At 71.7% G+C, this 13,253-nt stretch carries 11 protein-coding genes and 1 pseudogene; 9 read left to right on the top strand and 3 right to left on the bottom strand.

Going from position 1 to position 13,253, the window contains the following annotated elements; genetic code table 11:
* Positions 1-19: 19 nt before the first annotated feature.
* Positions 20-1,342 carry a TerD family protein gene (locus BT364_RS12540; protein WP_072485226.1) on the bottom strand — a complete coding sequence of 441 codons (1,323 nt, stop codon included), beginning with the start codon at positions 1,340-1,342 and terminating at the stop codon, positions 20-22.
* A gap of 121 nt (positions 1,343-1,463) precedes the next feature.
* On the opposite strand from BT364_RS12540, the pseudogene BT364_RS44135 reads away from it, so the two are divergent.
* From BT364_RS44135 to BT364_RS12515, 4 genes and pseudogenes are all read left to right on the top strand, one after another.
* A pseudogene (locus BT364_RS44135) lies at positions 1,464-1,756 on the top strand (SDR family NAD(P)-dependent oxidoreductase); the annotation flags it as partial.
* Positions 1,757-2,394: 638 nt separating this feature from the next.
* Positions 2,395-2,889, top strand: a complete 495-nt coding sequence (locus tag BT364_RS12525) for a DUF6643 family protein (protein WP_072485225.1) — start codon at positions 2,395-2,397, stop codon at positions 2,887-2,889.
* Positions 2,890-3,115: 226 nt separating this feature from the next.
* Complete coding sequence (locus tag BT364_RS12520) at positions 3,116-3,724, top strand: Rv1733c family protein (protein ID WP_072485224.1); 609 nt, start codon at positions 3,116-3,118, stop codon at positions 3,722-3,724.
* Positions 3,725-3,877: 153 nt separating this feature from the next.
* The gene (locus BT364_RS12515; protein ID WP_072485223.1) at positions 3,878-6,316 is read left to right on the top strand and encodes a right-handed parallel beta-helix repeat-containing protein; all 2,439 of its coding nucleotides are present in this window, start codon (positions 3,878-3,880) and stop codon (positions 6,314-6,316) included.
* Here BT364_RS12515 and BT364_RS12510 read toward each other — a convergent pair.
* The gene (locus tag BT364_RS12510; RefSeq protein WP_072485222.1) at positions 6,286-8,688 is read right to left on the bottom strand and encodes a hypothetical protein; all 2,403 of its coding nucleotides are present in this window, start codon (positions 8,686-8,688) and stop codon (positions 6,286-6,288) included. The genes BT364_RS12515 and BT364_RS12510 overlap by 31 nt on opposite strands.
* 187 nt (positions 8,689-8,875) lie before the next feature.
* On the opposite strand from BT364_RS12510, the gene BT364_RS12505 reads away from it, so the two are divergent.
* The 3 genes from BT364_RS12505 to BT364_RS12495 all read left to right on the top strand — a co-directional run bounded on the left by BT364_RS12505 (position 8,876) and on the right by BT364_RS12495 (position 10,849).
* Positions 8,876-9,712, top strand: a complete 837-nt coding sequence (locus tag BT364_RS12505; RefSeq protein WP_072485221.1) for a DeoR/GlpR family DNA-binding transcription regulator — start codon at positions 8,876-8,878, stop codon at positions 9,710-9,712.
* A gap of 87 nt (positions 9,713-9,799) precedes the next feature.
* Positions 9,800-10,252, top strand: a complete 453-nt coding sequence (locus BT364_RS12500; protein WP_072485220.1) for an SRPBCC family protein — start codon at positions 9,800-9,802, stop codon at positions 10,250-10,252.
* Between the two features lie 117 nt (positions 10,253-10,369).
* Positions 10,370-10,849 carry an SRPBCC family protein gene (locus BT364_RS12495; RefSeq protein WP_072485219.1) on the top strand — a complete coding sequence of 160 codons (480 nt, stop codon included), beginning with the start codon at positions 10,370-10,372 and terminating at the stop codon, positions 10,847-10,849.
* A 39-nt stretch (positions 10,850-10,888) separates the two neighbouring features.
* Here the strand turns inward: BT364_RS12495 and BT364_RS12490 are convergent, their stop codons facing one another.
* Positions 10,889-12,019, bottom strand: a complete 1,131-nt coding sequence (locus BT364_RS12490; RefSeq protein WP_072485218.1) for an L-cysteine desulfhydrase Cds1 — start codon at positions 12,017-12,019, stop codon at positions 10,889-10,891.
* 206 nt (positions 12,020-12,225) lie between these two features.
* On the opposite strand from BT364_RS12490, the gene BT364_RS12485 reads away from it, so the two are divergent.
* Both BT364_RS12485 and BT364_RS12480 read left to right on the top strand, forming a co-directional pair.
* A complete protein-coding gene (locus BT364_RS12485) occupies positions 12,226-12,543 on the top strand; it encodes a hypothetical protein (RefSeq protein ID WP_072485217.1) in 318 nt (105 codons plus the stop codon).
* 186 nt (positions 12,544-12,729) lie between these two features.
* Positions 12,730-13,251 (top strand): ATP-binding protein, encoded by a 522-nt coding sequence (locus BT364_RS12480; RefSeq protein ID WP_256259722.1) that lies wholly within the window; start codon positions 12,730-12,732, stop codon positions 13,249-13,251.
* The last annotated feature ends 2 nt before the right edge of the window (positions 13,252-13,253 follow it).

Raw genomic sequence — 13,253 nt, 5'->3', positions numbered from 1 at the left:
CGGCCGGACCGCCGGGGGGTCATTTACGGCCGGGCGTCCAGTTCATGCCCCACCCGTAGGCGTAGTCGATGGTGCGCTGCGGACTCACTCCGCGCTCGGGGACGAGATAGCGGGCCTCGCGCTGCACCGTGAGGTCTCCCCCGTTGTTGGTCAGGAGCGCCAGTGCGCAGACGGTGGACGGGACGGTGCATTCGTCGAGCGAGAAGTCGATCGGCGCGCCGTGCTGGGGCTGGAGCGTGACCGTCGCGTGGAGATCGGCGAAACTCCGGGCGCCTTCATAGATGGTGACGAAGATCAGGACGCGCCGGAGCTCGTTCTTGTGGTCGAGGTTGACGGTGAGGTTCTCGCCCGTGTCGACGGCGCCGGTGCGGTCGTCCCCGTCGAGATGGATATAGGGAGGGTGCTGGAGAGCGCCGAACGTGTTTCCCAGCGCCTGCACGACTCCCTTGCGGCCGTCGGTCAGTTCGTAGAGAGCGCAGAGATCGAGATCGAGGTCCGAGTGGTTGGCGACCGCTCTGCCGAGTTTGCTTCCCCAGCCCTTGAACTGTTTGCGCACTTGCCAGTTGAGATTGATGCGAAGCACTCCCGAAGTGCCGCCCTGCTTGGCGAGGGAGATCAACGGCGCGTCCTTGGTGAGTGTCACCTTGGACAGGCGGACGGGCGCGGCGGCGGGAGGTGCGGAAGGTACCGGCGGTGCCGTCGGAGGTGCCTGCGGGGCCGGCGGCCGGGGGTCAACCCGCGTTGCCCTCTGAGGCTGTTGGGGCATTTGGGGTTGATGATACGGCTGAGTCCGCTGGGGCTGCTGCGGTTCGTCGACGGAAATCCCGAAGTCGCTCGCGAGACCTTCGAGGCCGGTGTCGTATCCCTGGCCGACGGCCCGGAACTTCCAGGCGCCCTGGCGCCGGTAGAGCTCCCCGAGGATGAACGCGGTCTCGACCGTCGCGTCCGCGCTGTCGAAGCGCGCGAGCTCCCTGCCGTTGGCCGCGTCCGTGATCCGTACGTACAGCCCGGCCACCCGGCCGAACGTGCCGCCGTCCGCGGAGGCCGCCAGGACCACACGGTCGATGGCCGGCTCGACGCGCGCCAGGTCGACCGCGAGGCTGTCCGTCATCCCGCCGCCGGCGGCCCGCTTGCCCTCGTGGCGCGCCGCGCCGGATGCGTGGGAGGGCTGGTTGTAGAAGACGAAGTCGGCGTCGCTGCGCACCTTTCCCGACACGAGAAGGAGCGCCGAGCCATCCACATCCGGTGTCCCCGGGGAGGCACGCCACCCCAATTCGACCCGCACGGCCCGAGCCGCCACCGGAACATTGGCTCCTTTTAGCATCGTCATGCTCGCCCCCATCGCGAGTCCGGCTGCCCGAAAACTATTCTCCGCCAACCTAATCCCCCCGGACCGCCCCAGGCGATGTCCCGGCCCGGCCCGGTGTTCGGAAGGTCCCGCTCACCTGTCCGGGCCGGTGCCGACGATGGCCATGGCGAAGGGTGCGGTCGAGACGATGAGCATGACCTCGGCCAAGGAGCTCGGCGCACGGGGAATCACAGTGAACGCGGTTGCCCCGGCGCCACACGGACGGCGACCAACGGCTCCTCCTTCGAAGTGCCGGGCCTCGCCGAACAGATCGCCGGCATGACAGCACTCGATCGGCTGGGCAGGCCCGACGACATCGCCATCGCCGAAGTGGTCGCGTTTCTCGCCTCCGACGCCGCGCGCTGGATCACCGGCCAGATCATCGACGCAAGTGGTGGCCTGTTCCTCGCCCGCGCGTCTGATCGCAGGCCGTCGACGAGACGCACGAGGGCGCCTGGGCCGGGGCCTGCGCCCCAGATTGCGCGCTTGACCCGTCGTCACTCCGAACCACCGATGGCACGACCACCGACGCAGCGGGATCGGCGCCGGCCTTCCGGGGAAGGCGGACTCCGGGGGGCGAGGCTCAGCGGCCGGCTTCGGAGATGTCCTCAAGCCGGTCTCGGACGGCCGCACGCTGTTTCGGCGTGAAAGCGGCTCCCAGGTCGGCTTCGCGACGGTTGACGGCGACGCGGGCCTCGGCCAGGCGTCTCGCCCCCGACTCGGCGGACAGCGACCGGGGGCGGTCCTCCGTTACCGAAGTCCCGATTTCTCCAGCCCCGACTTCGGGAGCCCGGACTTCTCCGGTCCCGGATTCGGGAGCCCGAAAGCGTCGGCGTATTAGTTTCCGCCCTGCGGCTGGACGCCGGGCGGGCTGAAAGACCATCACCACTTCTCGTCGGCAAGGGGCCCTCCAGCGGAAAGGCTCCCGCTGTCACCGGGAGCTTTCACGATGTTTTGGCAAGTCTGGCGGGCAGAACCGGCGAAAAACGGATGAGCCCAGGATTGGGACTCCCCAACCAGCACATCGTGGGCTTAACTTAGGTGTCATGACCTCCCCCCGCTCCACCTACGGCGGCGGCTACTACGCCGCACCGTCGTTCTCCGACACTCCGATCTACGACTCCCTGGTCGCGGAGCGGGGCACCCCTCAGATCGCTCCGATCCGAGTGCCTGCCGCCTACGACACCGGCAACAGCTACCTGCCGGCGCTCCCGGCGGCGCTGCCGGCTCTTCCCGCGGCGCCTTCCCAGCCCGGTCCGTCGTACGGCTACCAGCAGCCGCCTGCCCAGCAGGGTTACGCGCCGATGCAGCCCGCGCAGCTGCAGCATGCCCCGGCGCCGTACATCCCGCAGCAGCCGACCGCAGCCCGCGGCGGGTATCAGGCGCCTCATCCACAGCATCAGCAGCGGCCCGCCCCGGGCACCGGTTACGAGGCGATGCGCCCGGCTTCACCGCGCCCGGCGCCGGCGCCGCGCCCCGCCCCGGCGCCCTCGCCCTACGAAGACCCGTACAACCGCCCGTACCAGGGCCGGGGGTACTGAGCCGGAGATCACGCACGGTCGCGCGAAGTCGTCGTCGAGCCATGGGGACTCGACGGCGGCTTCGCGCGTTCCCGGACCGGACGGGCCGTCAGTCCGGCCGGGCGGGCGGGAACTCACGGGGGTGGTCCGTGCGTTGGCCGGGGTGAAGTTGCTCTCTCTTCGCTCCTTCCGCGCGCGAAGCGTGCCGTATCAGGCTAAGACGGATACGGGAAGGGGGTGCAGGATTGTGCGAGCGGTTACGGGTGTGTGGCGCTGGCGGCACAATCCCCTGCGCCGCGCCACTGACCGGCGCGAGGCATGGGTGGCTCTTGTCGCGTTGCTCCTCATGGTGCTGGCGGCGCCGGCACTGGGCTGGGTGTGCGGGTCGCACACCGACGACGCCCTGCAGAAATCGGTGCGGGCCCAGCGGGCCGGACGGCAGGCCACCACCGCGGTCGTGGTGCGCCGGTCACCACGAGCGCCGCGTTCCGTCACCGATCCCGAGACGTCCTCGGAGCGCGCCTCGCAGACCTCGGTGGTGGCGCGCTGGAAGGCCCCGGACGGCACGAACCGCCGCGGCACGGTGATGACCTCCTCCCGGAGGACCGGTCCGGGTTCCGAGGTGGAGATCTGGACGGACCCCGACGGCCGCGCCGTACCGCGCCCCATGGACGCCGCGACCGCCCGCACCCATGCGGTGCTGGCCGGACTGGGGGCGACGCTGCTCGGCGTCGGACTGATCGAGGGCGTCCGGCAACTGACCGTCCGGCACATGATGCGGCGGCGGTACACCCGAATCGACCAGGACTGGGCCAGGACCGGTCCTGATTGGGGCAGGACCGGCACCGGCAGCTGATCAGCTGCTGATCGGGGCAACTCCCGCCCGCCGCGCGCGCTACGGTGGACCGGCCCGCCCGCTCTTCCCGGTGGGCGGTCCCGTGATTCACCGCTGCCGGAAGGCCGGTGACACGGGCATCACGCACGCACGAGGTGGGGGCACAACAGCGCCATGGCACAGGGCACGGTCCAGGTGACGCACACCGGAACATCGCGGTGGCGGCGCCGCACAGGCGAATACGCCACCCTCACCGCAGCCCTGGAGGCCGCGGCCGACGGCGATGTCCTCACCATCGCCCCCGGCACCTACCGGGAAAATCTGGTCCTGCACCGCGCGGTGACCCTGCGCGGCCCCGAGGGGTCCGCCGGCTCCGTGCGGATCGCCCCGGCCGACGGGGTGCCGCTGACCGTGCGCGCCTCCGCCGTCGTCTCGGACCTGCATGTGGAGGGCCAGGACTCGACGGCCCCCGCGCTGCTGATCGAGGACGGTGCGGCGGAGATCGCGGACCTGCGGATCGTCACCCGTTCCGCCGCCGGGATCGAGGTGCGCGGGGCCGCCAGGCCGACCGTGCGCCGCTGCACGGTCGACAACCCCGCCGGGGTCGGCATCGCCGTACTCGACGGCGCGGGCGGCGTGTTCGAGGAGTGCGAGGTCGTCTCCGCCGGTCAGTCCGGTGTCTCGGTACGTGACGGCGCGCACCCCCGGCTGGAGCGCTGCCGGATCCACCACGCTTCGGGGGCGGGGCTGAACGTCACCGGAGAGGGCAGCGGCCTGGAGGGCGTCGGCTGCGAGGTGTACGAGATCAAGGGCAGCGGGATACAGGTGACCTCCCGTGCGGCCGCCCACCTCACCGACTGCACGGTGCACCGCACTTCGGCGGACGGTGTCACGCTCGACACCGACGCCGTGCTGACGCTCGCCGACTGCGACATCCACGACATCCCCGAGAACGCGGTGGATCTGCGCTCCCGTTCGGTCCTCACCCTGACCAGGTCCACGGTGCGCCGATTCGGCCGCAACGGCCTCTCGGTCTGGGATCCCGGTACCCGAGTCGACGCCAACCAGTGCGAGATCCACGACAGTACGGGCGACTACCCGGCGGTCTGGGTGAGCGACGGGGCGACCGTGATACTGGACTCCTGCCGGGTCCACGACGTGCCGGACGCCATCTTCGTGCTCGACCGGGGCTCGCGCGCCGATGTCGTCGACAGCGATCTGTCCCAGGTCCGCAACACCGCGGTGTCGGTGAGCGACGGCGCGACCGCGCAGTTGGACGACTGCCGCATCCGCGAGGCGTCCACCGGTGCCTGGTTCCGCGACCACGGCAGCGGCGGCACGCTCAACAACTGCACCATCGACACGGCGCAGACCGGAGTGATCGTCACCAAGGGCGCCGACCCGACGATCGAGCGCTGCACGGTCACCTCGCCCGCCGAGGCCGGTTTCTACGTCTCCGCCGAGGGCCGCGGCACGTTCAACAGCTGCCGGGTCACAGGCAGCGACGGCTACGGCTTCCATGTGATGGACGGCTGCCGTACGACGCTGACCCGTTGCCGGACCGAGCGGTGCGCGCGCGGCGGATACGAGTTCGCCGAGCCGGGCGCCGCGCACGGCGACGGCCAGGGAACCGGCCCCGTGGTGGAGGACTGCACGAGCGACGAGAGCGCGCTGCGTACCCCCGCTCCCCCGGCACCCACCGTGCTGACGGCAACCCAGTCGGTCGCCGGGCTGCTCGGCGGGGTCCCCGGACAGCGTGCCGTCGAGCCCGCCCCGGCCGAGGTGCCCGCCACCGCGCCGGCGCGCGCGTCGGACGCGGTGCTCGGGGAACTGGACGCGCTGGTGGGCCTGGACAGCGTCAAGCGGGAGGTCCGCGCCCTCACCGACATGATCGAGGTGGGCCGCCGGCGCCAGGAGGCCGGGCTCAAGGCCGCGTCGGTCCGGCGCCATCTCGTCTTCACCGGCTCCCCCGGCACCGGCAAGACCACCGTGGCCCGGCTCTACGGCGAGATCCTCGCCTCGCTCGGGGTGCTGGAGCGGGGCCATCTGATCGAGGTGTCACGTGTCGATCTGGTCGGTGAGCACATCGGCTCGACCGCCATCCGTACCCAGGAGGCCTTCGACCGGGCGCGCGGCGGGGTGCTGTTCGTCGACGAGGCGTACGCCCTGTCGCCGGAGGACTCCGGCCGGGACTTCGGCCGGGAGGCGATCGACACGCTGGTGAAGCTGATGGAGGACCACCGGGACGCGGTGGTCGTCATCGTCGCCGGCTACACCCACGAGATGGAGCGGTTCCTCACCGTCAACCCCGGGGTGGCGTCCCGTTTCTCCCGGACCATCACCTTCAGCGACTACGAGCCCGCCGAGCTGCTGCGGATCGTGGAGCAGCAGGCCGACGAGCACGAGTACAGCCTGGCCTCCGGGACCGGGGAGGCGCTGCTGAAGTACTTCACCGAGCTTCCCAAGGGCCCGGCGTTCGGCAACGGCCGCACCGCGCGCCAGACCTTCGAGTCGATGGTGGAGCGGCATGCGGGCCGGGTCGCCCAGCTCACCGAGCCGAGCACGGACGACCTCACCCTGCTCTACCCCGAGGACTTGCCGGAACTGCCGTGAGTCCGCGGGGCCCCGGAGCCGTCCTCCCCGCCCGCCTGGCGGGGCAGGACCGGGTCCAGCCGCTCCAGCAGCGCGGCCCGTTCCTGGGCGAAGACGGGGTCGGCCTGGTAGTCCGAGTGCCCCAGGACGGCCTCGGGCAGCGGATGTTCGGGCGTGCGCCCGTAGACCAGGGGGTCCTTCAGCGGCCCGCGGTCCACCTCGGGCCCGGGTCCCTCGTCGAGCCGGACCCGGCCGCCGATCGGGTCGGTGGCCCGCCACAGGTTGCGCCAGCAGTGCACGGACCGGTGCAGCGCGTGCAGCGGTCCGGGGCCGAAGTAGGCCGGGAACCAGCGCGCGTACAGCCGCTCGATCGGCGAGCCGTAGGTGAGCAGGGCGACCCGCATGCGGGTGTGGGCGGGCAGCTGCCAGACCGCGGAGGCGGCGAGGACGCTGCCCTGGGAGTGCCCGGAGATGACGAGCCTGCCGCGGGTGAGTCCGGTCCAGCCGGACATCCGTGACGCCAGGTCGGGGACGGCACGCTCGGCGTAGCAGGGCGGCGCGAAGGGGTGGGCGGCGCGCGGCCAGAACGTACCGACGTCCCAGAGGATGCCGATGGTGCGGCGGGCCGAGGCGTCACGGTAGGCGCGGCGGCCCCAGGTGACGAAGAGTATGAAGCCGAGTCCGACCATCCAGGAGCCGGTCGACTGCGCGGCCTGGGCGACGGACTCGATGAACGCGCCGTTGCCCTTCATCGCGATCCCGGGCACCTCTCCGCTCACCCAGGCCCCGCAGACCGCCGCCGCGCCGAGCAGCAGGGTGGCGCCGCAGACCGGGCCGAGGATCCAGGGCGCGGAATCGGTGAGGGCGGCCGTGGCCTGGATCCGGGCGATCTGCCGGGTCCGGGCGGGGTCCGGCCGCTCCTCCTCGTACTCCTGGTCGATGCGGGACTCCAGGGCGCGGGCGGCCAGCCAGGTCCGGACGAGCAGCAGGAGGGCGGGGACGGCCAGCAGCACCAGGAGCACGGGGATGACCGACGCCTGCCAGCTGAGCAGCACCGGGGGGCCCTCGATGACCGAGCTCCGGCCCATGCCGGGGGTGCCCGGGCCGTCGAGCCAGTCGGCGACGCGCTGGGAGACCCCGCCGCTCATGACGCCGCCGAGGGCGCAGGCGAGCATGGCGACCACGGGCCCGCCGAGTCCGAACATGACGGTGCGGGGTTCGGGGGTCCGGTGGTACAGGCTCAGTGACACCACGGCGAGTACGACGACGAGTACGCCCTGGCCGAGGGTGATGACGCTGAAGACGAGGTCGCCGGGCAGGGCACCGGACGAGGCCCAGTCGGGACGGGGCCAGGCCGCGTACACGGCGGCGAGGACGAGCAGGGCCAGGGCCGCGCCGGGCAGATAGGTGATCAGGGCGCGGTCGAGCCGGTTGTCGAGACGCCGTTCGCTGCGGCCTCGGCGGCAGACCACCCAGAGCACCACGAGCCCGCCCAGCACCAGTGCCGCCTCGATCAGCCGGCCGAGGATGTCGGGCACGGGGCCGGCGACGGAGCGGTCGTGGCGGGCCGCGGCGCCCGCGACCGACGCGGCGACGGTCAGGAATCCGGCGGCGGTGTGGGCGGCGCGCAACCGGGCGACCAGCCGGCGGCCGTACCAGAATCCGGGCCGGCCGAGGGCGGGGCGGCCGACGGGCGCGGCGCCGGTGGCGGCCGGGGAGGGCGCGGGCGCCGGGTCGGGGCCGTCGTCGTCCGGATCGGTTCCGGTGAGCGGGCGCTGTGATTCGTACGCGCTCCAGGTCCGGTTGGACAGGAACCAGAGGAGCACCACCAGGGCGGTGGGCACCAGGGCTGCGAGGGCGAGCCTGCGGCCCGGCTGGGACCACCAGCCGCCCTGCGCCGTGGACAGGAAGCCGAGCCAGGACCGCTGGTTCGAGCAGTCCGGTACGCCCGCGCACTGCCAGGCCGCCAGGTCGAGCGCGACCTCGCAGGCCGCCGCGGTCAGCAGAACCGTGAGGCTGAGCGCGACGAGCCGGACGAGGACGCCGTACAGGCGCACCGTGCGAGTGCGGGAGCGGGCGGTGGGGCGCATCCAGTGGGCGAGGTTGACCACCATGAACGGGAGCAGGAGCAGCCACAGGGCGCGGGAGCCTTTGCCGGAGGTCAGGTTGGACCAGCAGTAGGCCTCGGGGATGGGCCGGTCGCGGTACCGCTCGGGGTGCTGTTCGGCGTCCGTGTCCTCGGCCCGCCGGTAGATGGCGGCGGTCGCGTCGCCGGTGATGCGGACCGTGCGGGGATCGTCGAGCATCTCCTGGGGGGTGGCGCCGCCCACGCCGTGGACCAGCAGTTCCAGCGCGGGCCCCGGACTCTGCGGGGCCTGGGTGGCAGGTGGCACTGGAGTGACTCGCTCTCTCGGTTGTGGGGGGAGTGTTGATGGGTGGTCATCAGGATCGTGGCAGAGGGCCGGTGGCCGCACCCCTCTCACGGAATCTCCCCAGTGCGGCGGCCGGCGACACCGCGTGGCAGGATGACCCCGTCCGAGGAGACTGCTGCACGGCCAGAGGGAAGGACCGGACCCGGCGTTGAGCGAGAATCAGAACCTGCTCGCGGAGCAGCGGCGCGCCCTGATCCTCGACGAGGTCCGCAGGCGCGGCGGGGTCCGGGTCAACGAGCTGACCCGCAAGCTGAACGTCTCCGACATGACGGTCCGCCGCGACCTGGACGCACTGGCCCGCCAGGGGGTCATCGAGAAGGTGCACGGCGGGGCCGTTCCGGTGGTCGAGGCCAGTACGCACGAGCCCGGGTTCGAGGCCAAGTCGGTGCTGGAGCTGACCGCCAAGGAGGACATCGCGCGGGCGGCGGCGGCCATGGCGGTGCCCGGCAGCGCGATCGCGCTCTCCGGCGGCACGACGACATACGCGCTGGCCCAGCAGCTGCTGGACGTGCCGGATCTGACGGTGGTGACCAACTCGGTGCGGGTCGCCGATGTCTTCCACGCCGCGCAGCGGCCGGGGGGTGCGGCCGGGGCGCGGCCCGGGGCCGCCACGGTGGTGCTCACCGGTGGGGTGCGGACTCCTTCGGACTCGCTGGTCGGTCCGGTCGCCGATCAGGCGATCGCCTCCCTCCACTTCGATGTGCTGTTCCTCGGGGTGCACGGGATCTCGGTGGAGGCCGGGCTCTCCACGCCGAATCTGGCGGAGGCCGAGACCAACCGCCGTTTCGTCCAGTCGGCCCGGCGGGTGGTGGTGGTCGCGGACCACACCAAGTGGGGCACGGTGGGCCTGAGTTCGTTCGCGACGCTGGAGCAGGTGGACACGTTCGTGACGGACGCGGGTCTTTCGGCCGCCGCCCGTGAGGAGATCGAGGAGCAGCTGCCGGGCCTCGTGGTGGCGGGCCGGACCGGGGACACCGGCGCCTGAGCCGGCGGGCCGTGCGCGGATTCCGTTCGGCTCGCGCCGGGCGGTGCGCGAGGCCGGGACCTTGCGGCGAGCCCTTAGGATCGTGGGGTGGCCGTCTTCCGGATCGAGCGTTTCACCTCCCTCCCCGCCGCCGAGTCCTGGCGCCGGGTGACGGACTGGGAACGGCACGCCGCGCATGTACCGCTGACCACGATCACCGTCCCCGTAGAGCTGCCGACCGGGGTGGGGACCGTCTTCGTGGCGCGCACCGGCGTGGGGCCGCTGGCGTTCGACGATCCGATGGAAGTGGTGCGGTGGACGCCGCCGGCCGGCGGGCGCGCGGGGCTGTGCCGGCTGGAGAAGCGCGGTTCGCTGGTGCTGGGCCGGGCGTCGATCGACGTGTATCCGACGGATTCCGGATCCCATGTGGTATGGGTCGAGGAGCTGGGCGTACGGCTGCTGCCCCGGTGGGGCGACCCGCTGATCGCCGGGGCGGGCCGCCGGATCTTCGGCCGGGTGCTCGACAGCATGCTGGACCGTCCGGCGCGGCACCGTCCGTAGCGGGTGACGCGGCTCGGGGCGCGTCCGTGACGTCCGCACGGACGGCGACATCTGATGATGCGTCAGCTATGGTGTGCGCGACCCCGTCCGCCGCCGACCGCACGGGAGGTGCGTTCCATGCCACGCCGACTCCGTTCCGTGGAACTTGAGTTCACGGAAACCGCTCCGGTGCGACTGATCTTCGCCGCCGAGGTGTCCGCCGCTCCCGAGGAGGTCTACCGCGCGCTAGCCGACGACGTACCGGGCTGGCCGGGCTGGTTCACGGCGGTGACGGCCGCCCGGCCCACCGAGGGCGGTGCGGGCCGTGAGGTCCGGCTCAAGGGCGGCTTCGTGATCCGCGAGACGATCATGGCGACGGAGCCCGGCAAGCGGTACGCCTACCGGGCCGACCAGACCAACGCCCCTGGAATGCGGGCCCTGTTGGAGGATTGGCGGCTCACCCCGGCCGGGACCGGGACGCGGGTGCGGTGGACGTTCGCCGCCGACGGCTCCGCGCCCTTCCGGTTCGCCCTGCGGCTGGCCCGGCCAGGAGTGGGCCGGTCCTTCCGGGCCGCGGTGCGCAGTCTGGACCGGCGGCTGACCGGGTCCGCGGCCTGAGCTGCGCCACGCCGGGCCCACCCGGTTCCGCCCCGGCGGTCAGGGCCAGTTGCCGTCGGCCAGGAAGGAGTCGATGGTCGAGGCGTACGGGGCGATGTCCAGCCCCTGCCCGGCGAGCCAGCTGTCGGAGTAGTACTTGTCGAGATAGCGGTCGCCCGGGTCGCAGATCAGGGTGACGACGCTGCCCGTACTGCCCTGCTCGACCATCTCGGCGACCAGTTTGAACGCGCTCCACAGCCCGGTGCCGGTGGAGCCGCCGGCCTTGCGGCCGATGGCCGTCTCCAGGGCGCGTACGGCCGCGACGCTGGCCGCGTCCGGCACCTTCATCATCCGGTCGATGGCCCCGGGCACGAAGCTCGGCTCCATCCGGGGCCTGCCGATGCCCTCGATCCGGGAGCCGCAGTCGCTGGTGGCCAGGGGATTGTGGTTGGTCCAGCCGTCGAAGAAACAGGAGTTCTCCGGGTCGGGCACGCAGATCCGGGTGTCGAACTGCATGTAGTGCACATAGCGGGCGATGGTCGCCGAGGTGCCGCCGGTTCCGGCCGTGGCGACGATCCACGCCGGTTCCGGATAGCGCTCCAGCCGCATCTGCTGGTAGATCGACTCGGCGATGTTGTTGTTGCCGCGCCAGTCGGTGGCCCGCTCGGCGTAGGTGAACTGGTCCATGTAGTGCCCGCCGGTCTCCGCGGCGAGCGTGGCGGACTCCTCGTACATCTTCCGGGAGTCGTCGACGAAGTGACATCGGCCGCCATGGAATTCGATCAGCCGGCACTTCTCGGGGCTGGTGGTGCGGGGCATCACGGCGATGAACGGCACACCGATCAGCTTGGCGAAGTACGCCTCCGAGACGGCCGTCGAACCGCTGGACGCCTCGATCACCGGCTTGCCCGGCCGGATCCAGCCGTTGCAGAGCCCGTAGAGGAAGAGCGAGCGGGCCAGCCGGTGCTTGAGGCTGCCGGTGGGGTGCGTCGACTCGTCCTTGAGGTAGAGGTCGATGCCCCATGCCTCGGGCAGCGGGAAGCGCAGCAGATGGGTGTCGGCGGAGCGGTTGGCGTCGGCCTGGACCTTGCGCACCGCCTCCTTCAGCCAGGCCCGGTACGCGGTGTCGGAACGGTCGATGTCGATCGTCGCCGCGGCCCGGCCGCCGTCTCCGTGCATCTCGGTGCCCATCAGCGCGCTCCTCCTTGTGTCACCGTCACTCTCCACCCACAACCTATTCCCCCCACCTGCACAAACGTTCACTTTGATGCTCCATAGCCCTGCCTTGGCGTCGATGGGACCGGAGACCGGGGCTCCGGCCGGTACGCGGCCTGGCGCGGCGCTCCCGATTTGTGCAGACTTCCCATCAGAAGCGTTACGAAGGGGGCGAAGCAGCCATGCCGGAAACGGAGTTCAGTGCGACGGGGGTACGGATCGAGCGGTGGGCCCGCTCGCTCACGAGGGCCGGGCAGGTGATCGTCAAGGACGGCAGACTGGCCCTGCTGACCAGCAACGGGCGGGAGATCGACAGTGCCCCGGTGGTGACGGTGAGTGCGGGCAGGCCATGGTTCGCCGGGGCCGGTGCGGCCGTGGCCCGCCTCAACGGGACGCGGTACCGGCTGACGATGGGGCAGCGCAACCGGGGACCGGACCGGGCCGGCCCGGCCCGCCGGTTCCTGGAGACGCTGCGCAGCGCGGGCGGCCGGATGACCTGACGCGGCCGGCGGCACCGGGAGAGCGCGAGTTGCGGAGCTGTGCCCCCTGGGCGACATTGGACACGTCACTCATGGTTCACCGGCGGTGACACTGTGATCCACACCGCCGGGGCCGAATCAGCAGCCGGCCAGCTGCTGGATCCGTTCCTTCGTCTTCTTCCGGACCTATTTCGGGGAGTCGCAGCCGTGATCAGCGAGCCAAGCAGGCACTGCACGGTGGAGCTCCAGGCCCTGCCGTCGCGGATCGGACAGGTCCGCAGAATCATCTCGGCGCAGTTGCGCTACTGGCATCTCGATCCTCTGATCGACCAGGCGGCGCTCGGCGTCACAGAACTGCTGACCAATGTCCACCGGCATGCCCAGCCGGACAAGTCATGCACCGTCGAGATAGAGCTGCTGCTCGAACGGCTGACGGTATCCGTCCATGACCACGACCCACGGATGCCGACCGTGCGCGAGCCCAGCTCGTCCAGTACCTCGGGGCGCGGGCTCGCACTGATCGCCGCGGTCAGCGAGAGCTGGGGGGTCCGCCCGAGGGGCGGAGCCGGAAAGGTCGTCTGGTTCACCCTTCCGGCGCCGCCCCGGTGCGCCTCGCTCCCGCCGCACCCGGTGTACGGGGCCACCACGGACGGTCCGTTCGAGCTGGACTCCCTCACGTACCTGGAGAGTGCCACGCCTTCCGCAGCGCGGTCGGCGGTGGTCGGCTGACG

It is taken from the genome of Streptomyces atratus, assembly GCF_900119365.1.
Classification (GTDB): domain Bacteria; phylum Actinomycetota; class Actinomycetes; order Streptomycetales; family Streptomycetaceae; genus Streptomyces; species Streptomyces atratus_B.
The sequence above is the reverse complement of the archived record's forward strand: the minus strand, read 5'-3'. Positions and strand labels throughout refer to the sequence as shown.

Excerpts from the sequence above, each read along its gene's own strand:
- BT364_RS12495 (WP_072485219.1), top strand. The coding sequence starts at position 10,370 with ATGCCACGCCGACTCCGTTCCGTGGAACTTGAGTTCACGGAAACCGCT.
- BT364_RS12515 (WP_072485223.1), top strand. The coding sequence starts at position 3,878 with ATGGCACAGGGCACGGTCCAGGTGACGCACACCGGAACATCGCGGTGG.
- BT364_RS12525 (WP_072485225.1), top strand. The coding sequence starts at position 2,395 with ATGACCTCCCCCCGCTCCACCTACGGCGGCGGCTACTACGCCGCACCG.
- BT364_RS12485 (WP_072485217.1), top strand. The coding sequence starts at position 12,226 with ATGCCGGAAACGGAGTTCAGTGCGACGGGGGTACGGATCGAGCGGTGG.
- BT364_RS12490 (WP_072485218.1), bottom strand. The coding sequence starts at position 12,019 with ATGGGCACCGAGATGCACGGAGACGGCGGCCGGGCCGCGGCGACGATC.
- BT364_RS12540 (WP_072485226.1), bottom strand. The coding sequence starts at position 1,342 with ATGGGGGCGAGCATGACGATGCTAAAAGGAGCCAATGTTCCGGTGGCG.